General features: G+C 58.4%; 22 protein-coding genes and 1 pseudogene. 14 read left to right on the top strand and 9 right to left on the bottom strand.

The window, feature by feature from the left end:
- Positions 1-92: 92 nt before the first annotated feature.
- Entirely contained in the window at positions 93-1,520 is a 1,428-nt protein-coding gene (gene sbcB, locus KZH41_RS25040; protein ID WP_094952418.1) for an exodeoxyribonuclease I, read from the top strand.
- A 90-nt stretch (positions 1,521-1,610) separates the two neighbouring features.
- Here the strand turns inward: sbcB and mvaT are convergent, their stop codons facing one another.
- Entirely contained in the window at positions 1,611-1,985 is a 375-nt protein-coding gene (gene mvaT / locus KZH41_RS25035) for a histone-like nucleoid-structuring protein MvaT (protein ID WP_005790963.1), read from the bottom strand.
- Between the two features lie 348 nt (positions 1,986-2,333).
- Here mvaT and purU point away from each other — a divergent pair, with 348 nt between their 5' ends.
- Both purU and KZH41_RS25025 read left to right on the top strand, forming a co-directional pair.
- Positions 2,334-3,182 (top strand): formyltetrahydrofolate deformylase, encoded by an 849-nt coding sequence (gene purU, locus KZH41_RS25030; RefSeq protein WP_019821236.1) that lies wholly within the window; start codon positions 2,334-2,336, stop codon positions 3,180-3,182.
- A 90-nt stretch (positions 3,183-3,272) separates the two neighbouring features.
- Positions 3,273-3,443 carry a hypothetical protein gene (locus KZH41_RS25025; protein WP_176462980.1) on the top strand — a complete coding sequence of 57 codons (171 nt, stop codon included), beginning with the start codon at positions 3,273-3,275 and terminating at the stop codon, positions 3,441-3,443.
- 34 nt (positions 3,444-3,477) lie between these two features.
- Here KZH41_RS25025 and KZH41_RS30565 read toward each other — a convergent pair whose 3' ends face one another.
- Entirely contained in the window at positions 3,478-4,242 is a 765-nt protein-coding gene (locus tag KZH41_RS30565) for a methyl-accepting chemotaxis protein (RefSeq protein WP_371917702.1), read from the bottom strand.
- A gap of 93 nt (positions 4,243-4,335) precedes the next feature.
- Positions 4,336-5,370: pseudogene (locus KZH41_RS30560) on the bottom strand (cache domain-containing protein); the annotation flags it as partial.
- A 222-nt stretch (positions 5,371-5,592) separates the two neighbouring features.
- Between KZH41_RS30560 and KZH41_RS25015 the strand changes: the two are divergent.
- Complete coding sequence (locus KZH41_RS25015; RefSeq protein ID WP_094952420.1) at positions 5,593-7,071, top strand: helicase HerA-like domain-containing protein; 1,479 nt, start codon at positions 5,593-5,595, stop codon at positions 7,069-7,071.
- 4 nt (positions 7,072-7,075) lie between these two features.
- Here KZH41_RS25015 and KZH41_RS25010 read toward each other — a convergent pair whose 3' ends face one another.
- Entirely contained in the window at positions 7,076-7,531 is a 456-nt protein-coding gene (locus KZH41_RS25010) for a DUF721 domain-containing protein (protein WP_263273910.1), read from the bottom strand.
- Between the two features lie 304 nt (positions 7,532-7,835).
- On the opposite strand from KZH41_RS25010, the gene secA reads away from it, so the two are divergent.
- The 3 genes from secA (at position 7,836) to KZH41_RS24995 (ending at position 12,878) form a co-directional block, all read left to right on the top strand.
- Complete coding sequence (gene secA / locus KZH41_RS25005; protein WP_263273909.1) at positions 7,836-10,571, top strand: preprotein translocase subunit SecA; 2,736 nt, start codon at positions 7,836-7,838, stop codon at positions 10,569-10,571.
- A 124-nt stretch (positions 10,572-10,695) separates the two neighbouring features.
- Entirely contained in the window at positions 10,696-11,913 is a 1,218-nt protein-coding gene (argJ, locus tag KZH41_RS25000; protein ID WP_094952423.1) for a bifunctional glutamate N-acetyltransferase/amino-acid acetyltransferase ArgJ, read from the top strand.
- A gap of 20 nt (positions 11,914-11,933) precedes the next feature.
- A complete protein-coding gene (locus KZH41_RS24995) occupies positions 11,934-12,878 on the top strand; it encodes a Nudix family hydrolase (RefSeq protein WP_263273908.1) in 945 nt (314 codons plus the stop codon).
- Positions 12,879-12,986: 108 nt separating this feature from the next.
- On the opposite strand, the gene KZH41_RS24990 is transcribed toward KZH41_RS24995, so the two are convergent.
- Genes KZH41_RS24990 through KZH41_RS24980 form a run of 3 tightly spaced genes read right to left on the bottom strand, consistent with a single transcriptional unit; the run spans position 12,987 to position 16,568 of the window.
- Entirely contained in the window at positions 12,987-13,565 is a 579-nt protein-coding gene (locus KZH41_RS24990; RefSeq protein WP_094952425.1) for a cob(I)yrinic acid a,c-diamide adenosyltransferase, read from the bottom strand.
- 2 nt (positions 13,566-13,567) lie between these two features.
- The gene (locus tag KZH41_RS24985) at positions 13,568-15,604 is read right to left on the bottom strand and encodes a sensor histidine kinase (RefSeq protein WP_094952426.1); all 2,037 of its coding nucleotides are present in this window, start codon (positions 15,602-15,604) and stop codon (positions 13,568-13,570) included.
- 46 nt (positions 15,605-15,650) lie between these two features.
- Positions 15,651-16,568: a putative 2-dehydropantoate 2-reductase gene (locus KZH41_RS24980; RefSeq protein WP_263273907.1), complete on the bottom strand. Its 918-nt coding sequence runs from the start codon at positions 16,566-16,568 to the stop codon at positions 15,651-15,653.
- Between the two features lie 123 nt (positions 16,569-16,691).
- Between KZH41_RS24980 and KZH41_RS24975 the strand changes: the two genes are divergently transcribed.
- Positions 16,692-17,177: a YajQ family cyclic di-GMP-binding protein gene (locus KZH41_RS24975; protein ID WP_053135814.1), complete on the top strand. Its 486-nt coding sequence runs from the start codon at positions 16,692-16,694 to the stop codon at positions 17,175-17,177.
- Positions 17,178-17,313: 136 nt separating this feature from the next.
- Complete coding sequence (locus KZH41_RS24970; protein ID WP_094952428.1) at positions 17,314-18,156, top strand: mechanosensitive ion channel family protein; 843 nt, start codon at positions 17,314-17,316, stop codon at positions 18,154-18,156.
- A 189-nt stretch (positions 18,157-18,345) separates the two neighbouring features.
- Here KZH41_RS24970 and KZH41_RS24965 read toward each other — a convergent pair whose 3' ends face one another.
- Entirely contained in the window at positions 18,346-19,617 is a 1,272-nt protein-coding gene (locus tag KZH41_RS24965; protein WP_263273906.1) for an OprD family porin, read from the bottom strand.
- Between the two features lie 742 nt (positions 19,618-20,359).
- Between KZH41_RS24965 and KZH41_RS24960 the strand changes: the two genes are divergently transcribed.
- Positions 20,360-20,785, top strand: coding sequence for an HIT domain-containing protein (locus KZH41_RS24960; RefSeq protein ID WP_094952500.1), 426 nt, complete (start codon positions 20,360-20,362; stop codon positions 20,783-20,785).
- Between the two features lie 3 nt (positions 20,786-20,788).
- Positions 20,789-20,995, top strand: a complete 207-nt coding sequence (locus KZH41_RS24955; protein WP_094952499.1) for a SlyX family protein — start codon at positions 20,789-20,791, stop codon at positions 20,993-20,995.
- 70 nt (positions 20,996-21,065) lie between these two features.
- Here the strand turns inward: KZH41_RS24955 and KZH41_RS30345 are convergent, their stop codons facing one another.
- Positions 21,066-21,668: a cold-shock protein gene (locus tag KZH41_RS30345; protein WP_083356990.1), complete on the bottom strand. Its 603-nt coding sequence runs from the start codon at positions 21,666-21,668 to the stop codon at positions 21,066-21,068.
- Between the two features lie 431 nt (positions 21,669-22,099).
- On the opposite strand from KZH41_RS30345, the gene KZH41_RS24945 reads away from it, so the two are divergent.
- From KZH41_RS24945 to KZH41_RS24935, 3 genes are all read left to right on the top strand, one after another.
- Positions 22,100-22,573, top strand: a complete 474-nt coding sequence (locus tag KZH41_RS24945; protein WP_003193874.1) for a Dps family protein — start codon at positions 22,100-22,102, stop codon at positions 22,571-22,573.
- A gap of 180 nt (positions 22,574-22,753) precedes the next feature.
- Entirely contained in the window at positions 22,754-23,095 is a 342-nt protein-coding gene (locus tag KZH41_RS24940; RefSeq protein WP_094952498.1) for a ribbon-helix-helix domain-containing protein, read from the top strand.
- Positions 23,096-23,262: 167 nt separating this feature from the next.
- The gene (locus tag KZH41_RS24935; protein WP_003193872.1) at positions 23,263-23,484 is read left to right on the top strand and encodes an FmdB family zinc ribbon protein; all 222 of its coding nucleotides are present in this window, start codon (positions 23,263-23,265) and stop codon (positions 23,482-23,484) included.
- Positions 23,485-23,532 lie beyond the last annotated feature (48 nt).

Genomic DNA, 23,532 nt, shown 5'->3' with positions numbered 1-23,532 from the left:
GGTTTTACTGGATGTTTGTACAGTTAGGTATCGCTGGCCCCGGACGCCTTGCAGCGCCTAGACTTTGTCGACCTCCAGTACAGGAACAGCCCGTGACCTCTATTTTCTGGTACGACTATGAAACCACCGGCATTAACCCGCGCAGCGATCGCCCGCTGCAGGTCGCCGGTATTCGTACCGACCTCGAACTCAACGAGGTCGGCCCGCCGGTCAATCTTTATTGCCAGCCCAGTGACGATATCCTGCCTCACCCGGTCGCCTGCGCGATCACCGGTATCACCCCCGGTATCCTGGCGGAAAAGGGCTTGGCCGAAGCTGATTTCATGACCCGAGTGCATGCCGAGTTGGCTGCGCCAGGTACCTGTGGCGCCGGTTACAACACCCTGCGATTTGATGATGAAATGACGCGTTACAGCCTGTACCGCAACTTTTTTGACCCCTACGCCCGCGAGTGGCAGGGCGGTAACAGTCGTTGGGATTTGATCGATGTCGTGCGCACGGCCTACGCGCTGCGCCCGGAAGGTATTGAGTGGCCTGAGCAGGATGGGCGCGTGACGCTCAAGCTTGAGCGCTTGACCGAGGCCAACGGCATTGATCATGGCCAGGCCCACGATGCCCTGTCGGACGTGCGTGCCACGATTGCCTTGGCGCGCCTGGTCCGTGAGAAACAGCCCAAGTTATATGAATGGCTGTTTCAGCTGCGCAGCAAGCAGCGAGTGATGGATCAGGTGCGGCTGCTGCAACCCATGGTGCATATTTCTGGGCGCTTTTCCGCTGAGCGTCATTACTTGGGCGTGGTACTGCCTCTGGCCTGGCACCCGCGCAATCGTAATGCGTTGATTGTCTGTGACCTTGGGCTCGACCCGCAGGGTTTGCTGGACCTGGACGCCGATACTTTGCGCCGGCGCCTCTACACGCGCCGTGATGAGCTGGCGGAAGGGGAGCTGCCAGTGCCGCTCAAGTTGTTGCATATCAACCGCTGCCCGGTGGTTGCCCCATTGAATGTGCTGCGGGCTCAGGACCGTGAGCGACTTCAGTTGGATATGCAGGTGTGTCAGGCGCGGGCGGTGCGACTAACTGACGCACAGGAAGTTTGGCGCGATAAGTTGGCGGCCATTTACGCCGAGGACGACTTTGCGCCGAGTTCAGACCCGGAGCAACAGCTCTATGATGGTTTTATTGGCGACCGCGACCGTCGTTTATGTGAACAAGTCCGGGCGGCTGAGCCTGCTCATCTGGCACATCAGCAGTGGCCTTTTGATGATCATCGTTTGCCGGAATTATTATTCCGCTACCGCGCGCGTAACTTCCCGGACACCTTGAACATCGAGGAGCAACAGCGCTGGAAACTTTTTTGCCAGCAACGGTTGTCGGCGCCGGAATGGGGGGCGCCCAATACCCTCTCGGCATTTAAACGGGCGCGGGAAGAGTTGGCTGTTACTGCCACATCGTTTCAGTGCCAGGTCGTGGATCAATGGCAGGAATATGCCGACTCTTTAGCCGCTCGCCTGAATCTGTAGGCCGGTAATTGCAGATTATTCGGACAATAAAAAAACGCCAGCAAGCTGGCGTTTTATTGTGCTGCATATCAGGCGAGTGCCCGACCAGGCTTAGCCCAGCAGGGTAGCCCAGCCTTCAACTACGTCGCCGCCCCACTTGGCTTTCCACTCTTTCAGAGTCTTGTGGTTGCCACCTTTGGTTTCAATCACTTCGCCGTTGTGCGGGTTCTTGTATTGCTTGACCTTGCGAGCACGCTTGGTGCCGGTAGTTTTCACAGCGCCACGAGGGGCTTTAACTTTCGACTCTGGATCCAGCAGCGCGATGATGTCGCGCAGGGATTTGGAGTATTCACCCATCAGGGTGCGCAGTTTGCCTTCAAATTCCAGCTCGGTTTGCAGCTTGTCGTCTTGGGACAGGTTCTTCAAACGGGCTTGCAGCTCTTTAATAGCTTCTTCGGTGGCACGGTATTCGTTGATCAGAGACATGTGGACTACCTTATGTAGAGCGCTGATTGACAGGGTAAGTGGGCCAATAATAGTCAGGCCACTTGCGCAAGTAAACATTTAAGGATGCATTTATGTGAATTACTTTGAATGTTTGTAGCAAAGCTACGCAATCGAGTTAATTAGTAGGTGTATGCCTAAAGATAATCTCGTTTATTTTCCGATAACTGCCCGAGGTGACATTTTACGGCCATATAGCGGCTGTAAAACCTTACGCTGTTAAGGGCTGTACCCAGGGCGGGGGGACAGAATAAGGTGCAAGGAATACTGCAGTTTTTCTGCGTAATCGATAGAATGGCGGCCTTTGCGAAGTTCTGGAGTTTCCCCCTAATGCGCACTTTTCGGCTGGTGATCGCTTGCCCGGACCGGGTTGGCATCGTTGCCAAAGTCAGTAACTTTCTGGCCTCCCACAACGGCTGGATCACCGAGGCGAGCCATCACTCGGACGATCTCAGCGGTTGGTTTTTCATGCGTCACGAAATTCGTGCCGACACGCTGCCCTTTGGTCTTGAAGCCTTTCGTGAAGCGTTCGCGCCGATCGCCGAAGAGTTTTCGATGACCTGGCACATCACCGACACCGAGCAGAAAAAACGCGTTGTGCTGATGGCCAGCCGTGAATCGCACTGCCTGGCCGACCTGCTGCACCGCTGGCACAGTGATGAGCTGGACTGCGAGATCGCCTGTGTCATTTCCAACCATGACGACCTGCGCAGCATGGTCGAGTGGCATGGCATTCCTTACTACCATGTGCCGGTCAACCCGCAGGACAAGGAGCCGGCGTTTGCCGAGGTTTCCCGTCTGGTGAAGCAGCACGACGCTGACGTGGTAGTGCTGGCGCGCTACATGCAAATCCTGCCGCCGGAACTGTGCCGTGAGTACGCCGGTAAGGTGATCAACATTCACCATAGCTTCCTGCCATCGTTCGTCGGTGCCAAGCCTTACCACCAAGCCTCCCTGCGTGGCGTGAAGCTGATTGGCGCAACCTGCCACTACGTTACCGAGGAACTGGACGCCGGCCCGATCATCGAGCAGGACGTGGTGCGCGTCAGCCACAGCGACAGCATTGAAGACATGGTGCGTTTCGGCCGTGATGTCGAGAAGATGGTGCTGGCGCGCGGCCTGCGTTATCACTTGGAAGATCGCGTGCTGGTGCACGGCAACAAGACAGTGGTGTTCTGATAACCGCGTTTTGAACGATTGAAGAATAAAGGGCCTGGGCGTTAAATCGTCCCAGGCCCTTTTTCTTTGCCTGCCATTGAGGATTGATTGATGAGCGATCCACTCGACAAAGCCACCTCCAAAGCCCCGGCGACACTGGGGGAAGGCTGTTTGAGTCGATATGACCCGGATGACCTCGACGCCGAGGACGGCACCGAGTTTCCTGGCGCCGCCGAACTGTGGGAGCGTGAGCAGGGCCCATCCCGGACCAAGGACGAATAACGCCCGCCGCCCTGTGAGACGGCGAGCACGCGGATCAGATCCGGAAACTGCCTACCAACTGTTTCAAGCGCGCCGCCTGTTGTTCCAGGTCGGTGCAGGCGCGCAGGGTTGAATGCAGGTTTTCCACACCTTCCTGGTTGAGGGTGTTGATCTCGGTGATGTCCATGTTGATCGACTCCACCACCGAGGTTTGTTCCTCGGTGGCGGTGGCCACGGACTGGTTCATGCCGTCGATCTCGCCGATGCGCTGGGTCACGCTGTTCAGGCGCTCGCCGGCCAGGTTGGCGATTTCCAAGCTGTCCTGGCTGTGGCGCTGGCTTTCACTCATGGTGCTGACCGAATCTCTGGCGCCGACTTGCAACTCCTCGATCATCTTTTGCACTTGTTGCGCCGACTCTTGCGTGCGATGCGCCAAGTTGCGCACTTCATCGGCCACGACCGCAAACCCGCGCCCGGCTTCCCCGGCACGTGCTGCTTCGATGGCGGCGTTAAGCGCGAGCAGGTTGGTTTGCTGGGAGATGCTGGTGATCACTTCCAGAATCTGCCCGATATTCACGGTCTTGCTGTTCAGCGCTTCGATATTGCTGCTGGACGCGCTGATCATCGCGGACAGTTGGGTCATCGCCTTGATATTACGATCGACCACCTGTTGACCGTCTTCGGCCAAGTGCCGCGCGTCGCTGGCCTGGTTGGAGGCTTGTGCGGCGTTACGCGCAATTTCCTGGGCCGCAGCGCCCAGCTCGTTGATGGCCGCTGCGACGCTATTAGTGCGGTTGGCCTGCTCATCGGAATTCACCATCGACGAGTTGGAGGCGCTGACCACGCGTAAAGCGACTTCGTTTACTTGCTCGGTGGCCGAGGACACTTCGCGAATCGATGTATGAATCCGCTCCACGAATCGATTGAAGGCATTACCGAGCGTACCGAACTCGTCGTTGTTCTGGATGGTCAAGCGGCGGGTCAAGTCACCCTCGCCATCGGCGATGTCCTGCATGGCGCGGGTCATCACGTGCAGCGGTTGCAGCAGCACACGGATCAGCATGCCCAGCAGCGCAATGATGATTACCACGGCAATGATCGTGGCAATCACTGCCGAGGTGCGAAATTCGCTGAGCATGGCGAAGGATTTGTCTTTATCCACCGAAATGCCCAGGTACCAGTTCACTGACGGCAAGCCCTTGATCGGTGTGAAGGTCACGATGTTGTCCTTGCCGTTGGCCTGGACTTCGCTGAAATTACCCGTGATCTTCGGTGTGTTTTTTGGGTAGACGTCAGCCAGGGTTTTCATCACCAGGCTCTTGTCCGGGTGCACCAGCACTTTGCCGTCAGCACTGACCAGGAACGCATAACCCATGCCGCCGAAGTTCAGCGCGCCGATGTTATCCACCAGGGTTTGCAGGCTCAGGTCGCCGCCTACCACGCCGATGCTTTGGCCGGATTTGGTGCTGCTGGGAGTGGCGACGGAGATGATCAACTGGCCGGTAGCGGCGTCAATATAAGGTTCGGTCAGCGTCGAACCGTTGCTGCTCTGGGCGCCCTTGTACCAAGGGCGAACCCGCGGGTCGAAGCCGTCCGGCATCTTGGTGTCGGGACGGATGGTAAAGGCGCCTTTGCTGTCGCCCACGTAGGTGGCCATGAACGAGGAGGTCAGGGTTTTCTGCTCGAGCAGGTTGGTAATCACGGTGGGTTCAGGGTTGATAGCAATGTTTTGTGCAGCGTTTTCCACCAAGGCGATACGCCCGGTGAGCCAGGTTTGGATATTGCTGGCGGTGACATCGCCCATTTCGTGCAGGTAGTTATTGAGGTCGTCGCGAATCGCATTGCGTTGCAGGTAGTCGTTATAGAGGGTAAACAGTGCGAAAGCGGCGATGACGATAAGGGAGGCTGCAAGCAGGATTTTGTGGCTGAAACGCAGGTTCTTATTCATGGCTTGTAGGGTCCGCTAGGGTCTAAATATCCGAAGCGCGTCTTTGTGGGATGCGCAAAATGGCTGCGTCAAAAAAGGTGTGATACTGCGGGTGATAGCTCTGTGGGTCCCTCCTGTAGGAACTATGCGCACAGGCACTATCTGACCTATTTTTAGACTTTGTTGGTCTTACATCTGTCTGTATCGACCTGGCTGCACTAAAGATTAACCAAAGGTGACGAAATGCCTGACTCCTCGCAACTGCTTATCGGCGCCGGCCCAGACGGCCAGCCCATCGCCCAGGCCATGCGCCTGGCCAACCGTCATGGGTTGATTGCCGGTGCCACCGGCACAGGTAAAACCGTCACGTTGCAGCGCCTGGCGGAGGCCTTCAGTGAGGCGGGCGTGGCCGTGTTCGCCGCTGATATCAAGGGCGACCTGTGTGGCCTGGGGGCTGCGGCCAACCCTCAAGGTAAAGTGGCCGAGCGCATCGCGGGCATGCCTTTCCTTAATTACACGGCGAAGGCTTATCCGGTAACGCTGTGGGATATTCACGGGCAATCCGGTCATCCGCTGCGCACCACCATCAGCGAAATGGGGCCGTTATTGCTGGGCAGCCTGCTGGAACTCACCGACAGCCAGCAGTCGGCGCTCTATGCCACCTTCAAGGTCGCGGACCGCGAAGGTCTATTGCTGCTGGACCTCAAAGATCTCAAGGCGTTGCTCAACCACTTGCGCTATCACCCGGAACTGCTGGGCGACGATGCCGCGCTGATGACCACCGGCTCCAGCCAGGCGCTGTTACGGCGCCTGGCCGTGCTTGAGCAGCAGGGCGCCGAGGCCTTGTTTGGCGAGCCGGCCCTGCAACTTGAAGATATTTTGCAGCCCGCCAGTGACGGTCGCGGGCGCATCCATCTGCTGGATGCCAGCCGCTTGGTGCATGAGGCGCCGAAAGTCTACGCGACCTTCTTGCTATGGCTGCTCGCAGAGCTCTTCGAACAGTTGCCTGAACGTGGTGATGCTGACAAACCGCTCTTGGCGCTGTTCTTCGACGAGGCGCATTTGCTGTTCGCGGACACGCCCAAGGCTTTGCAGGATCGCTTGGAGCAAGTGGTGCGCTTGATTCGCTCCAAAGGCGTCGGCGTGTACTTTGTCACGCAATCCCCAGGTGATTTGCCTGACACGGTCCTGGCGCAACTCGGCCTGCGTATTCAGCACGGCTTGCGGGCGTTCACCACGAAAGAGCAGAAATCCCTGCGCGCAGTGGCGGATGGTTTTCGGCCCAACCCGGCGTTTGATGCGTTGTCGGTGCTGACTGAACTGGGCACGGGTGAGGCGCTGGTGGGCACCTTGCAGGAAAAAGGCACGCCGGAAGTGGTCCAGCGTGTACTGGTAGCGCCGCCGCAATCACGCATTGGGCCACTCAGTGAGGCCGAACGTGCCGCACTGATCGCCAGTTCGCCGTTGCAAGGGCGCTATGACAAGCCGATTGATCGTGAATCAGCCTATGAAGTGCTGATGGCACGTAAGGAGCTGGGGCCGAGCGAAGAGGCCAAGCCCGCCGCCGAAGAGCCGAGCTTTACCGACAAGGCTGGCGCGTTTTTGGGCACTGCGGCCGGCAAGGCGCTTAAATCCGCGATGCAACAGGCCGCCAATCAGATGGGGCGTCAGTTGGTGCGGGGGTTGTTGGGCTCGTTGCTAGGCGGCAGCAAGCGCAAGTAGCGGTTCAGGCTTTGGGCTTGGCGTGGGCGGCCAACCGCTCCAGTGCTGCACGCAAGCCCGGATCGCTTATGCCGTCGGCCGTGGCCTGGATGGTTTCGGCCGCATTTACCGAGAGGTCTATGCTGTGACCCACTGCGCGTTGTGGCGCAGTGGGTGGCTGCACCTTGAACTGGATACGGGTCAATCTGGCAAACTCGTCAAATGCCATCAATTGCCGCAGCAGGCGTTTTTGCTGATAACGCAAACGGGTGGCCCAATGACCGTCGGTGACAATTAATAGAAGATTACCTTCGCGCCAGGACGCCACATGGCAATGTTCCCGCGCGGCAGGTTGCAGCTGGCTTTCTACAAGGCGTTGCAAACGGCCCAGGCGTTGCGCGTGGCCGAAGATGGCTTTCAACGGTTTGGCTTCGCGGAGCAACACGCTTGGCGCGCGGGCTGTAAGAGGGCGAAATGCCATGTCTAGACACCTTAGGTTACAGAGCCGCCATCTTAGCAGAAAGCGCCTGTGTGCCCCCAGGCCATGCGTCAGCCAGCTTTGCCCATGAAATCAATAGGTAACTTCTGCGCTCCATGGGTTGAAGTTCCAGCAAAAGCCCTTATTTTAAACAAGCCCTCTCACAGCGCCATGCCAGCATCGAGGAACAACGCCACTTTCCTCACCCACGATTCCGGGTAGAATGCGCGTTCGCATGCGGCCGTGAGGGCTGCTCGGGCCACTCACGGTGCGCCCTCCATCCCTATGTGTGGAAGAACCTGCCGATATGTTTGCGCCTTTGTTAAAGAAACTTTTTGGAAGCAAGAATGAGCGCGAAGTTAAACGCATGCTCAAGACGGTGCAGCTGGTCAATGCCTTCGAAGAGCAGATGGTTGCCTTTTCGGACGAGCAATTGCGCGCCAAGACCGAAGAGTTCAAGGCCCGCATAGCCAAAGGTGAAACCCTCGACAAGCTGCTTCCCGAAGCCTTTGCGGTCGCCCGTGAAGCCGGTAAGCGTGTCATGGGCATGCGCCACTTCGACGTCCAGTTGATCGGCGGCATGACCTTGCATGAAGGCATGATTGCCGAAATGCGCACCGGTGAAGGCAAGACCCTGGTGGCAACCCTGGGTGTTTACCTCAACGCATTGTCCGGCAAGGGCGTGCACGTTGTGACGGTGAACGACTACCTGGCTCGTCGGGATGCCAACTGGATGCGTCCGCTGTATGAATTCCTCGGCCTGACCGTCGGCGTGGTAACGCCGTTCCAGCCGCCGGAAGAGAAACGCGCCGCCTACGCTTGCGACATTACCTACGGCACCAACAACGAATTCGGTTTCGACTACTTGCGCGACAACATGGCGTTCAGCATGGATGAGAAATTCCAGCGCGAACTCAACTTTGCCGTGATCGACGAAGTCGACTCCATCCTCATCGACGAAGCCCGTACCCCGCTGATCATCTCCGGCCAGGCCGAAGACAGCTCGCGTCTGTACACCGAGATCAACAAGTTGATCCCGCGTCTGGAGCAGCACATCGAGGAAGTGGAAGGCGTGGTGACCAAAGAAGGTCACTTCTCCATCGACGAGAAGACCCGCCAGGTCGAACTCAACGAAGCCGGTCACCAGTTCGTTGAAGACATGCTGACCCAGATCGGTGAGCTGGCCGAGGGTGAAAGCCTGTATTCGGCACACAACCTGGGCCTGTTGACCCACGTGTATGCCGGCCTGCGCGCCCACAAGCTGTTCCACCGCAACGTTGAATACATCGTCCAGGACGGCCAGGTCGTACTGGTTGACGAACACACCGGTCGTACCATGCCGGGTCGTCGTCTGTCCGAAGGCCTGCACCAGGCCATCGAAGCCAAGGAAGGGCTCAACATCCAGGCCGAAAGCCAGACGTTGGCGTCCACCACCTTCCAGAACTACTTCCGTCTGTACAACAAACTGTCCGGCATGACCGGTACGGCCGACACCGAAGCGTTCGAATTCCACCAGATCTACAGCCTGGCCGTGATGGTGATCCCACCGAACAAGCCGCTGGCGCGTAAAGACTTCAACGACCTGGTGTTCCTGACTGCCGAAGAGAAATACGCGGCAATCATCAACGACATCAAGGACGGCATGGCCCAGGGTCGTCCGATCCTGGTGGGTACCGCCACCATCGAAACTTCCGAGCACGTGTCCAACCTGCTCAACAAGGAAGGCATCGAGCACAAGGTCCTCAACGCCAAGTTCCACGAAAAAGAAGCCGAGATCATCGCCCAGGCCGGTCGCCCAGGCGCGCTGACCATCGCCACCAACATGGCCGGTCGTGGTACCGACATCCTGTTGGGCGGTAACTGGGAAGTGGAAGTGGCTTCGCTGGACAATCCGACCCCTGAGCAGATCGCCCAGATCAAGGCCGACTGGCAGAAACGCCACCAGGCAGTGCTGGAATCCGGCGGCCTGCAGGTGATCGCTTCCGAGCGTCACGAATCGCGCCGTATCGACAACCAGTTGCGTGGTCGTGCCGGTCGTCAGGGTGACGCCGGTTCCAGCCGTTTCTACCTGTCGCTGGAAGATAGCTTGATGCGTATCTTCGCTTCTGATCGGGTGAAGAACTTCATGAAAGCCCTGGGCATGCAGTCCGGTGAAGCGATCGAGCACCGCATGGTGACCAACGCCATCGAGAAAGCCCAGCGCAAGGTTGAAGGCCGCAACTTCGACATTCGTAAGCAACTGCTCGAGTTCGATGACGTCAACAACGAACAGCGTAAAGTGATTTATCACATGCGTAACACGTTGCTGGCCGCCGACAACATTGGCGAGACCATCGCTGATTTCCGTCAGGACGTGCTCAACGCCACCGTCAGCGCACATATTCCGCCACAGTCCCTGCCGGAACAGTGGGATGTTGCCGGTCTGGAAGCGGCATTGAAGAGCGACTTCGGTGTCGACTTGCCGGTTCAGCAGTGGCTGGACGAAGACGACCACCTGTACGAAGAGACGCTGCGCGAGAAGCTGATGACCGAGCTTCTGGCCGCATACAACGAGAAAGAAGAGCAGGCGAGTGCCGAAGCACTGCGCACCTTCGAGAAGCAAATCGTACTGCGCGTGCTGGACGACTTGTGGAAAGACCACCTGTCGACCATGGACCACTTGCGTCATGGTATCCACCTGCGTGGCTACGCCCAGAAGAACCCGAAGCAAGAGTACAAGCGCGAGTCGTTCACGCTGTTCTCCGAGCTGCTGGATTCGATCAAGCGCGATTCGATTCGCGTGCTGTCCCACGTTCAGGTGCGTCGCGAAGACCCGATCGAGGAAGAAGCTCGCCTGCGCCAGGAAGCCGAGGCACTGGCGGCCCGCATGCAGTTCCAGCACGACGAAGCGCCGGGCCTGGACGCGCCTGAAGTATTGGGCGAAGAGGTCGATGTGGCCTTGGCTCAAGCGCCGGTTCGCAATGATCAGAAGCTGGGCCGTAACGAGCTGTGCTGGTGCGGTTCGGGCAAGAAGTTCAAACACTGCCACGGCGAAATCAACTAAGATTTTTGCCTGACGCTGCAACACCCCGCGCCGCGACCGGCATCAGCCGTCGCGGCGTTTTGCCATTAATTCCCACCGTCGATAGCGACGGCACAGACATCACCTATTTTTAAGGAGCGCATTCATGGCTGTTGGTCTTGGTCCTTTGCCCACATTGCACCCGGTTGCCGGTTTTGAACTCGGTATCGCTTCGGCCGGCATCAAGCGCCCGGGGCGCAAGGATGTGGTGGTGATGCGCTGTGCCGAAGGCTCGACCGTCGCCGGTGTGTTCACCCTTAACGCGTTCTGCGCGGCGCCGGTAATCCTGGCCAAGCAACGCGTGGCCGGGCCGATTCGCTACTTGTTGACCAACACCGGCAACGCCAACGCCGGCACCGGCGAGCCAGGCCTGGTGGCCGCCGCGCGCACCTGCGCCAAGCTGGCTGCGCTTACTGGCGTGGACGCCAGCCAAGTGCTGCCGTACTCCACCGGCGTGATCGGTGAACCGTTGCCGGTGGAAAAAATCGAAGGCGCCCTGCAAGCCGCGCTGGATGACCTGTCTGTGGATAACTGGGCGGCTGCGGCCACCGGCATCATGACCACCGACACCCTGCCAAAAGGCGCGAGCCGTCAGTTTGTGCACGACGGCGTGACGGTCACCGTCACCGGCATCAGCAAAGGCGCGGGCATGATTCGCCCGAACATGGCCACCATGCTTGGCTACATCGCCACCGACGCCAAAGTCTCCCGTGACGTGCTGCAACGCCTGATGCTGGACGGCGCCAACAAGTCGTTCAACCGCATCACCATTGATGGCGATACCTCGACCAACGACTGCTGCATGCTGATCGCGACCGGCCAGGCCAACCTGCCGGAAATCACGTCCACCGAAGGCCCGCTGTTTGCGGCGCTGAAACAGGCGGTGTTCGAGGTGTGCATGGACGTGGCCCAGGCCATCGTGCGTGACGGCGAGGGCGCCACCAAGTTCGTCACGGTTGAAGTCAACGGCGGCGGCAATCACCAGGAATGCCTGGATGTGGGCTACACCGTGGCGCATTCGCCGCTGATCAAGACTGCACTGTTTGCCTCCGACCCGAACTGGGGTCGTATCCTCGCCGCGGTAGGCCGTGCCGGCGTGCCGGACCTGGACGTGAGCAAGATCGATGTGTTCCTCGGCGACGTGTGCATTGCCAGCCGTGGCGCCCGCGCCGAAACCTATACCGAAGCCCAGGGCTCGGCGGTGATGCAGCAAGAAGAAATCACCATCCGTATCGAGTTGGGTCGCGGTGAGTGCAGCGAAACCATCTGGACCACCGACCTGTCCCACGAGTACGTGAAGATCAATGCGGAATACCGCACCTGACAGCCAAGAGGATAAGCGCGGTGAAACGAGTGCATGTAGCAGCAGCGGTGATCCGCGGTGTCGATGGCAGGATCCTGCTGGCACGCCGCGCCGATACCCAACACCAGGGCGGCCTCTGGGAGTTTCCCGGTGGCAAGGTGGAGGCCGATGAATCGGTCGCTGCCGCGCTGTCTCGCGAGTTGCAGGAAGAACTGGGCATCCAGGTCACCACGGCGCGGCCGTTGATCAAGGTGCAACATGACTACCCGGACAAGCAGGTGTTGCTGGATGTCTGGGAAGTCTCGGCCTTTACCGGCGAGCCCCATGGTGCCGAAGGGCAGCCGTTGGAATGGGTGACCCCGCGGGACTTGATCAACTATGAGTTCCCCGCGGCGAATGCCCCGATCGTTGCGGCGGCGCGGTTACCGGCTGAGTACCTGATTACCCCTGGCGAGCTGGAAACCCCGGTGTTGCTGCGCGGTATTCAGAAAGCTGTTGCCGGTGGTATCAAGCTGATCCAGTTGCGTGCGCCTAATGGCTACGACCCGAAATACCGTGACCTGGCGGTGGATGCAGTGGGTTTGTGTGCTGGCAAGGCGCAGTTGATGCTCAAGGGCCCGTTCGAGTGGCTGGGAGATTTCCCGGCGGCCGGTTGGCACATGACGTCGGCGCAGCTGCGTAAATACGCGAGCAAGGGCCGGCCGCTGCCGAAGGATCGCTGGTTGGCGGCCTCATGCCACAACGCTGAAGAGCTGGCACTGGCGCAAATGATGGACGTGGATTTTGTCACGCTGTCGCCGGTGCAGCCGACCCAGACGCATCCTGATGCTCAGCCATTGGGTTGGGAGCAGTCGGCCGAGTTGATCCGTGGGTTCAGCAAGCCGGTGTTTCTGTTGGGCGGCGTTGGGCCGGCGGAGCGGGAACAGGCTTGGGAAGCTGGGGCTCAGGGTGTGGCAGGGATTCGGGCGTTCTGGCCGCAGGTTTGATGATCGTACCCACGCTCTGCGTGGGAATGCAGCCGAGGACGCTCCGCGTCCCAAAGCGTGACGCGGAGCGTCACAAGAGGCATTCCCACGCAGAGCATGGGAACGATCTTAGTGTGGCTTCGCTGCCGCCTGCCACAACACCTCAGCCACCCCCTGTCGCTTGGCAATCACCCGCGCCGCCACAAACAACAAATCCGACAACCGATTGATATACGCCAACCCCACGCCCTCCAGCGGTTCCAGCGTATTCAACTGCTGACACCGCCGTTCCGCACTGCGCGCCAGGCTGCGGCACACATGCGCCTGGGCAATCAGCGCTGAACCACCGGGCAAGATGAAGTTTTCCAACGGCCCGACTTCCTCGTTCCAGCGGTCAATCGCCGCTTCAAGCCGGTCGACTTCAGCCGCATTCAACGCCTTGTACACCGGCATCGCTAGCTCACCGCCCAGGTCGAACAGGCGATGTTGGCAAGGTGTGAGCACCTCAATCACATCGTTCAGTTGCGGATGTTTGCCGCTCTGCTCTTCAAGGTTGGCCAACAACAAGCCCAACTGGCTATTCAGCGTGTCCACCTCGCCAATGGCCTCCACCCGTGGGTGGTCCTTGGGCACGCGGCGGCCGTCGCCCAAGCCTGTTTCGCCTTTGTCGCCGGTACGCGTGTAGATTTTCGAGAGGCGAAAGCCCATGGTCATTGCTCCAGTTGAGTCAGGTCAAAGGATGGTATTTGGCTGCCGGCCAGGGGCAGGCGCAGGGTGAAGCACGTGCCTTGGCCGAGGGTGGAGTGCACTTCCATCTGGCCTTTATGGTTATTGGTGATGATGAAATACGACACCGACAGCCCAAGCCCAGTGCCTTGGCCGATCTCCTTGGTGGTGAAAAACGGCTCGAAGGTGCGTTTGCGCACGTTTTCGCTCATGCCGATGCCGTTGTCTTCCACTTGGATCTCCGCCCACGGTGCATTGAGGCGTGTGCGCAAAATAATGCGTCCAGGCTCGCGGCCGTCTTCACGCAGGTGAATGGCTTGGGCAGCGTTTTTCAGCAAGTTGAGCAACACCTGTTCCAGTTCGTTGGCGGTGCCGGGCACTGGGCCCAGTTGCGGGTCGAACTGGCGGATGATCGCCAGGCCCTTGAAGTCGAAGCCGACCGTGAGGTCGAAGTCGTTACCGGCAATTTCTACCGCTTGGTCGATCAGCGCCGGCAAATCGCACGGCGCCATCTGGCGATTACTGCGGCGGCTGAAACTGAGCATATGGGTGACGATCTTCGCCGCCCGCGCGCCGGCTTGCTGGATGCCGTCAAGCAGTTGCGGGACTTCGCGGCCTTGCAGGTAGCGGTTGACCGTATCGAGATCGATGCCCGACTGTTCGGCGTGTTCCAGGTTCTTCGGCAGGTCGGGGGACAGGCGGCGGCGGATGTTTTGCACGTTATGCAGGATCGCGCCCAACGGGTTATTAATCTCATGGGCCATGCCGGCCGCCAGGCCGCCGACGGAGAGCATTTTTTCTGACTGCACCATCATTTCTTCCAAGGACAGGCGCTGGGTGATGTCGTCGATACGGATCACCACGCCGCGCCCGGCGCCGCCCATCAACGGGTAGAACGTCAGGGCGTAATGCTTGGCCTCATCGTCCTTGAACCAGGTGACGCGCTCAATGCGTTCCACCGTGTGTCGCTCGACCGTGGCCTTGATTTGCGGCAGGTAGGGCTTAAGCGGTTGGAAGGCGAGGAAGATCGGCTGGTTCAGCGCTTCATCCAGGCGTGTACCGGAAAGCGCGCTGGCCTCCTGGTTCCACTGGGTGACGTAGAGCTGTTCGTCCAGGGCGATCAGGGCCGACGGCATCGAGTCGATAATGCTGTTCAGGTAGTTCTGAAACCCAGTGAGCTTTTTCTCGATCTTGCTGCGTACCTGGACTTCCAGTTCCAGCTTGCGGTTGGTGTGGCGTGTTTCCTCGGCCAGGCCCTGAGCCTGAGCGTAGGCGGCCTGGGAGTCGTCACGCGCACGCTTGAGTTGTTGCTCGCGGGCTTCGATGCGCGACAACATGGTGTTGAACGCTTCGGCCAAGCTGCCGATTTCATCATGGTTGCCGCGCCCGGCGCGCAGGGCATAGTTTTCTTCGCGGGTGACCTGGCGCGAGAGTTCTTCCAGTTCGTGGATCGGGCGGGTGATCAGGCGTTTGATCTGCCGGGCGATGACCAGCCAGAGCAACACACTGAAAATCAGGATGCCGAGGCTCGCGGTCAGCGTGCCGGTATAGAACGCCACGGGCAGCTCACTGGTGGCCACCAGCAGCAGGTGCCCAGAAGGCTGGCCGGTGCGGGGCAGGGTGATGATCTGGTTACTGCGAAACTCGGTGACGCGCCAGGCCTCGATATGCCGGTAGTTTTCCGGCAACTGCAAACGGTTGCCGTGTTGCATCTGCGCCAGGCGGTTGCCTTCGCCGTCGTAAAGCGCGGCGGCGCGTAGCGGCGAATAGCTGGTCAGTTCATTGAGCAAGGCTTCGGCCTTGGCTGGGGATTCCAGGCCTTCAGCGGCAAGTGACGGGTTGGACACCAGACGCCCGATGGCCTGCAGCGCCTGGGGCGCCATGCTCTCCTGGGAAATCCAATAGGCGGCACTGATAAACGTCAGGTTGGCCACCAGCAATACGGTGGTCAACAACACCAGCAAGGCGGCCAGCAGTTTCTGCCCTACCGGTAGATTTTCAAGACGCTGGCGCAGTGGCATCAGGGTTTTCCCAGGTGATAGACAGGTAGGCAGGGTAGCGCGTGCCTCAGTTGCTGGCCAATCCGCGTGCACGTAAGTGGTCGATCAGCCGCGATTGCAGTTGTTGCAGGTGCGGCAGGACCAATTGGTGACGGGCGGCGGCCGAGCAGGCATAGCCCAGCAAGTAGCTGATTTCGGTGCGTCGGGCGTTCGCCACGTCCTGATACATGGACGAGTAGTTGGCCGCTGTGGCCTGGATCACCCGTTCCACTTCATTGTGCAGATCCTCGGCCGCCGCCGGCTGGCCGCAACATTCGAGTAACTCGCTTAATTCGGCGCACAAGGTGGCGACTTCACACTGATGATCCTGCAGGCCACCGTTGCGGCACTGGTACAGCACGGTCAGTGGGTTAATGGCGCAATTGAGGGCCAGTTTGCGCCACAGGCGCGTAAGAATGTCAGTGCTCCAGGCGTGGGGAATGCCGGCGGCGTGCAGGTCGTCCAGCCATAACGGTGGAGTAGGGTGGCCTGCATCGCCCAGCCAGGTGTAGCCGTGGCCGGCAAACACCACGCGCCAATCGCCATCGCGGAATGCGCCTTCGGTGCTGGAGGCAAAGATACAGCGGGCCTGGGGAAGCTGTGCGGCCACCGCGTCCTGGCTGCCGAGGCCATTTTGCAGCAGGATCAGTTCGGCATCCGGTACCAGCCGGTGTTGCAGCTGTGCGATGGCGCCTTGGGCGTCGTAGGCTTTGCACGCCACTAGCAGGCGATGAATCGGCTCAGGGCTGTCGGGCATTTCGCCGATCACCGGGTAGGTGTGTTCTACGCCTTGTTCGACCAGCGTTAGCCCAGGTCCTGCCTGGTAGCTGGCCAGGCGCGCAGCATCGCGCAAGATCAGTTTCACGGGCACGCCCGCGCGGGCCAGGCGGGTGGCCCAGAGTGTGCCCAGGCTGCCGGCGCCGAGAATGTGCCAGGTGGTCGACATCAGTTTATGCTCCGTGGGGTCGCTCACAGTGAACGGGACGAAAGAACCGCTATAATGCCTCGGCATTTTAGCTCGGGCGCGCTCCATCTCTACTGAGCCCGCCCCTTATATTGGAGAAATGACATGCCTTCGTTCGACGTGGTATCCGAACTGGACAAACACGAAGTCACCAACGCCGTCGAGAACGCCGTCAAGGAACTGGACCGCCGCTATGACTTGAAAGGCAAGGGCAGCTTCGAATTCAAGGAAAAGGAACTGACCGTCAACCTGACCGCTGAAGCCGATTTCCAGCTGGAAGCGATGATCGAAATCCTCAAGCTGTCGCTGGTCAAGCGCAAGATCGACGCGCAATGCCTTGAAATCAAGGATGCCTACGCCTCCGGCAAGCTGATGAAGCAGGAAGCGGTCCTCAAGGAAGGCATCGACAAAGAGTTGGCGAAGAAGATCGTTGCGCACATCAAGGACGCCAAGCTGAAAGTCCAGGCCGCCATCCAGGGTGAGCAGGTTCGCGTTACCGGCAAGAAGCGTGATGATTTGCAGGACGCGATCGCGGCCCTGCGCGCCAAGACCTTCGACATGCCGCTGCAGTTCAATAACTTCCGCGACTGATGGCACTTTGGGGAACCTGTAGGCGTTTTTGACGTCCCACGCCCCAGAGTCTGTGCCTACACTTGAGCCCCACGGGGCTCATTTGCGTTTTCAGGCAGTCAATAAAGCCGCATATCCGCTAAATAGGAGAAGCTACATGGATTTAAACGCAGAAGTGGATCAACTGATCAAGACCTCGCAGTCATGGATCCCGATGATCATGGAATATGGCAGCCGGGTATTGCTGGCCGTTATCACCCTGGCCATCGGCTGGTGGTTGATCAACAAACTGACTCACAAGATGGGTCGTCTGTTGGCCATGCGTAACGCTGACCTGGCGCTTCAGAGCTTTGTTACCAGTATCGTGAACATCGTGCTCAAGATCATGCTGGTGATCAGCGTGACTTCGATGATTGGCGTGGAAACCACTTCGTTCGTTGCGGCTATCGCAGCTGCAGGCTTTGCCATCGGCATGGCGCTGCAAGGCAGCCTGACCAACTTTGCCGGCGGCGTACTGATTCTGTTGTTCCGCCCGTTCCGCATCGGTGACTGGATCGAAGCCCAGGGCACATCCGGTACGGTCGACAGCATTCAGATTTTCCACACCGTGCTGCGCACCGGCGACAACAAAACCGTGATCGTACCGAACGGCATCTTGTCCAACGGCATCATCACCAATACCAACCGTCAGCCGACCCGCAAGGTGGTGTTTGACGTAGGTGTAGACTACGAAGCCGACCTGCAGAAAGCCCGTGAAGTGCTGCTGGAACTGGCGAAAGACCCGCGCGTGCTAACAGATCCTGAGGCGGTGGCTGTGGTGTCGACCTTGGGCGACAGTTCGATCACCGTGTCTTTGCGCTGCTGGACCAAGACGTCGGATTATTGGGACGTAGTATTCATGCTTAATGAATTGGCGCGTGATCGCTTGAAAGGGGCGGGGATTGATATTCCGTTTCCACAGCGGGTTATTCGAGTAATGCAGGAACCAGCGGCCAAATAACTAAGCGGCAAGGGTTCGAACTTGGCCGATAGGTCAGGTTCGAGTCTGGCAGCTAATCTCGTTAGTTAGCTTGCTAGTTATTTTAAGCTGAAATAAAACTGTAATAAAAAAGCCGCTCCCTTTTAAACAGGGGAGCGGCTTTTTATTTAAGGCCGAGGCCTTAAGTCATCGTTGTAATCAAACAGCCAATTACAAGATGTTCAGCGGGTATTGCGCGATCAGACGCAGTTCGTCGATAGACGCCGAACCGTAGTAAACGCCGTCAGACGAACGATAGGTCGCTTGACGAACGCGCAGGCTCAGGTCTTTGGCTGGGCCGCTCTGGATCACGTATTTGGCTTCGATGTCACGTTCCCACTCTTTGCCGTTCGACGTAGTGGCGGTATTTGCGCCGCTACCCGTTACGTAACGAGTCATGAAACTCAGGCCTGGCACGCCGAAAGTGGCCATATTCAGGTCGTAGCGAGCTTGGAACGATTTCTCGTCTTCAGCGTTGAAGTCGGAACGGGCAATGGAGTTGGCCAGGAAAATCGTGCCGCCACCGTCTACGCCGTAGCCGTAGTCACCGTCGCCGCTGACTTTTTGGTAGGCCAGGGTGAAGGTGTGAGCCTGGATGGTGTACGCGCCTTGCAAGCTGTAGGCACGGTTATCCAGTTTGGTGCTGCCGTCTTTTTCTGCGCGTTGCAGGCCAGCGCCGTCGCTTTTGGTGCTGTAGATGTTGAAGTCTACTGCCAGCGACTGCTCGTTGCTCAGGGCGTGAGTCCAGTTCAGGTTGGCGTAGGTTTTCTTCCAGTAATCTTCAGTCTTGGCGTAGTAGAGGCTGGCGCTGACTTCCGGCGTCAGGGCGTAGACACCACCGATGAAGTCGGTTTTGGTCAGACCCAGGCTGTCACGGTAAGTCTGTGCCTGCGCAACGCTCGACGTGAAGTGACCGCCTTCCAGTTTCAGGCCCTTGATCTCGTTGCTGGTGATCGAGATACCTTGCGGCAGCTCTGGCAGCAGGCGGCTGTCATCGGAGGCAAAGACCGGTGCGGTGGTGTATTGGTCGCCGACTTTCAGCACGGTGTCGGAGAGGCGGAACTTAACGGCGCCGCCGCCTTTGGAGTAGTCGTCTTGCGAGCGACCGTCTGCACCGGTCGGGAACAGGCCGGTGCCCGAACGACCCTTGCCGCTGTCCAGTTTCACGCCCAGCAGGCCGATCACGTCTACACCGACACCGATGGTGCCTTGGGTGTAACCCGACTGGAACAGGCCGTTGAAGCCCAGACCGGTTTCGTTGACGCGGCTCTTGCCAGTGTCATTGTTACGGAAGTCGCGACCGAAGTTCAGGAGGCGAGTGTTGATGCTGAAAGTGCTGTCTTCAACAAAGCCCTTGGAATCATCTTGGGCGGACGCCATTGCGTACTGCGAGGTGCCTGCTGAAACAGCCAGGGCGATCATGCTCCACTTCATCACGCGCATCGTGATTTGCTCCTTTGGTTTTAGGAAGAGTACTGCCGTCCCACCTGTATTTTTATCTGGGCGGCTCTTTCTTTTTTGTGTCGGCGCAAAGTTATATCACGCAGACTCTATTGACGATACTTAGTCATCTATCCTTTCAGCTTCTTTACGAGGCTGTCGTAAATTGCTAGTTCCCTGTCGCAAATTCACAGCCCGAATGTAAACAGGCTGACAACTTAAGTGCTGCTTTCAGACCCCTTTCGAAGTTTGAACTCATCCTTGATAGGCACTCAAACGCTACTGTTTTTTATCGCGAAACACCTGCGTCCAAACGGGTGCCGTTGCCGACGATACGGGTGTGAATGCAACAAGCGTGCACAAAGCGGTAACCGAATGTCATTTTTTCGTGAAAAACGTTACGGCAGTGTAAAAACCTCATAAGCACGGGCTTTTTGCGTCGTTTGGTTTGGGCCTGGCGCTCACGTTTTACCGAGGCGGGGTCGTACACAAATCCTGTGCCTGTGCAAAACGTTACCGGTTGACCCTCATAGTGGGTAATTGGCGGATCCCTTTGAGGCACAAGTGGGTCATTTTGGTGCATTCCGCCCGGGCCCGATCTAGCGTAGCTCAAATATCCGACTGCCTCGAACGGGTGTGTTTTTTTATCGGGCCGCTTCAAAGCTCCCCGTATTCGCCGTGAAGCCTTGAGCATTCAAAGGTATGCTGGGCGCCTGAAACTGACTTGCCCGAACGGAGTGCCCGCGTGTTCGCCTTAGACCAACGCCTGCAACAAGACACACTGGCTATTGGAGACTTCCCGCTCTGCCGCCTGCTGCTGTCCAATGACGCGAATTACCCTTGGTTCATCCTGGTACCGCGCATAGACGGTATCAGTGAAGTGTTTCAACTGGATGTCGCAGATCAACAGATGCTGTGGCAAGAAACGACGGCCTTGGCACAACTGCTCAATGAGGGCCTGGCTGCCGACAAGATGAACATTGGCGCGCTGGGGAATGTCGTCAGCCAGTTGCATGTGCACGTGATTGTGCGCAAACGCGATGATGCCGCCTGGCCCGCACCGGTCTGGGGCAAACATCCGGCCCAGCCGTATACCGAAGAGCAAGTGGCGGCGATTCGCGCCCGACTGCGCGGGTTATTGCCAGCCCACTTCATCTTTACCCAGGACTGAGCCATGGACCTGCAAGACCGCGTCAACGACCTGGAAATGCGCCTGTCCTTCCAGGACGACACCATCGACACCCTAAATGCCATCCTCGTCGCTCAGCAGCGGGCGGTGGAGCGCCTGCAATTGCAGATGATGGCGCTGCTCAAGCGTCAGGAGGAAATGGGCGGCCAGTTCGAATCCTCCGAAGAAGAAGCGCCGCCGCCGCATTATTAAGTGCACGGCATAAAAAAACCGCGACCCAGCAGAGCTGGATCGCGGTTTTTTATTGCGCCGAGGGTGGGAATCAGCGACGCGGCAATGCCGCGATCACGTCTTCGGCCTGCAGGCCCTTGTCGCGGTTCATGACGGAGAACTCTACGCGCTGGCCTTCGACCAGAACGCGGTGACCTTCGCCGCGGATGGCCCGGAAATGGACGAAGATATCGTCGCCCGAATCGCGGGAAATAAAGCCGAAGCCTTTGGAAGTGTTGAACCACTTGACGGTCCCGGTATCCCGGTTGGTCATGTCGTAGTTTTGCGACGCAGCGGCGGGGGACGAACGGTAGAAGCTGATGGCCAGGTGAAGAACGATGGCGACCACAGCAATCACCAGGCTGAGCAGGATGGCCGGGTGGCCGCCGACTTCAGGCATCGGTGCGAGGAGGGTGAGGGTTTGAACGACAACGGTCAGTACCAGCAGCGCGCTGACCAGGTTTTGCAGTTGATGACGCGTGCCTTTGTTCCAGTAAGGGATCACCGGTGCCAGCGTCAGGTTAAGAAGGCCGAACAAGGCCAGGTACAGAGCGTCGTGTTGTTCCAGGTAGGGAGGGCTTCCCTGTTGCAAGCTCGGTATAAAGGACAGCAGCAACGCTGCAACGCCCGTTAGCAGGTGGACGATTTTCAACATTTTGATTAACTCACGTTTAGAAGGATCACAAGGAAGAGCTGACTGGCACGGTTCGCTTCTGAACAATGGGAGGCGTTGGGCACGTGCGCGGGTATCAGCCTATGTGGCGTGCCGCAGAAATAAACGGCCAACCACACAGCGCCTATTTAACAGCAAAGGCTGTGCCTACTCAAATCAAGCATTTCGGGGCGTTGCGAGCGCCATGGCATTTCTGCGTCAAACGCTTGTCCTAGACAGGTGCGGGCTTTTTTTGCGGCATTTTTGAGAATTTTCCTACTCTGTGAAAAGGCTTGCGCGCCGCCGTCAGGCGAGCCGCAGAGGGGCGATTTGCCGCATGCCAGCTGTGTGTGTCGGGCTGCACAGAGTCGGCACTCTTGCTAGAGTGGTCCTGCACCTGATCAATGAATGCTCGTCAATTGAAGGGGAAAAACATGGCAATCGATATTGGTATCAGTGAAGAAGATCGTAAATCCATCGTTGATGGGCTTTCGCGGCTGCTGTCCGATACCTATGTACTGTATTTGAAGACCCACAACTTCCATTGGAACGTCACGGGCCCCATGTTTCGTACGCTGCACTTGATGTTTGAAGAGCAGTACAACGAACTGGCGCTGGCGGTGGACTCCATTGCCGAGCGTATCCGCGCCCTGGGTTTCCCGGCGCCGGGCGCCTATTCGATCTATGCCCGCCTTTCTTCGATCAAAGAAGAAGAGGGTGTGCCCAGCGCTGAAGAGATGATCAAGCAGTTGGTGGCGGGCCAGGAAGCGGTGACGCGCACCGCACGTGGCATCTTCCCCTTGCTGGATAAGGTCAGCGATGAACCGACTGCCGATCTGCTGACCCAGCGTATGCAAGTTCATGAAAAAACCGCGTGGATGCTGCGTTCTCTGCTCGAAAACCAGTAAACCCGCGCCTGAGCGGCGCCGCCCTGGCGCCGCTCACTTGTTTCGCTGCACTTCCTGGCGTTGTCCTACGACTATCAGATCCCCGTCTTCTGGCTGCCCCGCGCTTCCTGCTGTTTTATAGACCCACTGTCCGATGGGAGAAACCCATGGGCTGCTGTTTGGCAATGGAGTGTCAGGTGTATGTCACGCGGAGTGGGTAATGGAGTGATGGAAACCTGTGGTTTTCATAAGATAAAGGTCGACCCCTTTGCAAAAGGGTTCGATATGGGACTGGCCAAGCCATTGTCCCGGTCGGTCAGGCTCAACGGGTTTTCCACCTGTCTGCGGCTCGAACAGATCTATTGGAATATCCTCACGGAGATAGCCAGGATCAATGCCTGCTCAGTCAGTGCGTTGCTGTCTTATGTCGATCGGGAAGTGCATTTGCGTTATGGAGGAGTGAAGAACTTCAGCGGGCTGGTCAGGGTGGTGTGCGTGGTTCACGTATTAAAAGCTCGCACTACCCCGACGAGCGCCGATTAATCCGGCGGTTGCGGAGCCGGCCTTGCGTCATGGCGGGCCGGCCCTGGGGTAGAAAGCCGGCTGCGCTGTGTCGATTTACCAGATATAATCCCGCGCTTTGCTACGCATCCCGGGCTTGCCCACAGGGCCGGCGTGGCGCAGTTAGATCTGATCGCCGAGACATCTCCATGCCCATGTACGACTATCAATGTGCTTCCTGTGGTCATCAGTTGGAAGCCATTCAGAAGATCAGCGCAGCGCCGCTGGTCGATTGCCCTGCCTGCCAGGCGCCTGAGCTGAAGAAGATGTTGTCCATGCCGGGCTTCCGCCTGAGTGGCAGCGGCTGGTACGAGACCGACTTCAAGACCGGCGCCAAGAAGAACCTGGCAGGCGGCGACAAAGCAGACTGAGTTGAACTCTACGCGCAGGCTCCTGCATTATCCGTCCCCTGCTTAACT

Source organism: Pseudomonas sp. YeP6b (assembly GCF_025642995.1).
Classification (GTDB): domain Bacteria; phylum Pseudomonadota; class Gammaproteobacteria; order Pseudomonadales; family Pseudomonadaceae; genus Aquipseudomonas.
The sequence above is the reverse complement of the archived record's forward strand: the minus strand, read 5'-3'. Positions and strand labels throughout refer to the sequence as shown.

What these genes read in the sequence shown, in the direction of transcription:
- mvaT (WP_005790963.1), bottom strand. Translation starts at nt 1,985, where the DNA reads ATGTCTCTGATCAACGAATACCGTGCCACCGAAGAAGCTATTAAAGAG.
- purU (WP_019821236.1), top strand. Translation starts at nt 2,334, where the DNA reads ATGCGCACTTTTCGGCTGGTGATCGCTTGCCCGGACCGGGTTGGCATC.
- KZH41_RS25025 (WP_176462980.1), top strand. Translation starts at nt 3,273, where the DNA reads ATGAGCGATCCACTCGACAAAGCCACCTCCAAAGCCCCGGCGACACTG.
- KZH41_RS30565 (WP_371917702.1), bottom strand. Translation starts at nt 4,242, where the DNA reads ATGGTGAATTCCGATGAGCAGGCCAACCGCACTAATAGCGTCGCAGCG.
- KZH41_RS25015 (WP_094952420.1), top strand. Translation starts at nt 5,593, where the DNA reads ATGCCTGACTCCTCGCAACTGCTTATCGGCGCCGGCCCAGACGGCCAG.
- KZH41_RS25010 (WP_263273910.1), bottom strand. Translation starts at nt 7,531, where the DNA reads ATGGCATTTCGCCCTCTTACAGCCCGCGCGCCAAGCGTGTTGCTCCGC.
- secA (WP_263273909.1), top strand. Translation starts at nt 7,836, where the DNA reads ATGTTTGCGCCTTTGTTAAAGAAACTTTTTGGAAGCAAGAATGAGCGC.
- argJ (WP_094952423.1), top strand. Translation starts at nt 10,696, where the DNA reads ATGGCTGTTGGTCTTGGTCCTTTGCCCACATTGCACCCGGTTGCCGGT.
- KZH41_RS24990 (WP_094952425.1), bottom strand. Translation starts at nt 13,565, where the DNA reads ATGGGCTTTCGCCTCTCGAAAATCTACACGCGTACCGGCGACAAAGGC.
- KZH41_RS24985 (WP_094952426.1), bottom strand. Translation starts at nt 15,604, where the DNA reads ATGCCACTGCGCCAGCGTCTTGAAAATCTACCGGTAGGGCAGAAACTG.
- KZH41_RS24980 (WP_263273907.1), bottom strand. Translation starts at nt 16,568, where the DNA reads ATGTCGACCACCTGGCACATTCTCGGCGCCGGCAGCCTGGGCACACTC.
- KZH41_RS24975 (WP_053135814.1), top strand. Translation starts at nt 16,692, where the DNA reads ATGCCTTCGTTCGACGTGGTATCCGAACTGGACAAACACGAAGTCACC.
- KZH41_RS24970 (WP_094952428.1), top strand. Translation starts at nt 17,314, where the DNA reads ATGGATTTAAACGCAGAAGTGGATCAACTGATCAAGACCTCGCAGTCA.
- KZH41_RS24965 (WP_263273906.1), bottom strand. Translation starts at nt 19,617, where the DNA reads ATGCGCGTGATGAAGTGGAGCATGATCGCCCTGGCTGTTTCAGCAGGC.
- KZH41_RS24955 (WP_094952499.1), top strand. Translation starts at nt 20,789, where the DNA reads ATGGACCTGCAAGACCGCGTCAACGACCTGGAAATGCGCCTGTCCTTC.
- KZH41_RS30345 (WP_083356990.1), bottom strand. Translation starts at nt 21,668, where the DNA reads ATGTTGAAAATCGTCCACCTGCTAACGGGCGTTGCAGCGTTGCTGCTG.
- KZH41_RS24945 (WP_003193874.1), top strand. Translation starts at nt 22,100, where the DNA reads ATGGCAATCGATATTGGTATCAGTGAAGAAGATCGTAAATCCATCGTT.
- KZH41_RS24940 (WP_094952498.1), top strand. Translation starts at nt 22,754, where the DNA reads ATGTCACGCGGAGTGGGTAATGGAGTGATGGAAACCTGTGGTTTTCAT.
- KZH41_RS24935 (WP_003193872.1), top strand. Translation starts at nt 23,263, where the DNA reads ATGCCCATGTACGACTATCAATGTGCTTCCTGTGGTCATCAGTTGGAA.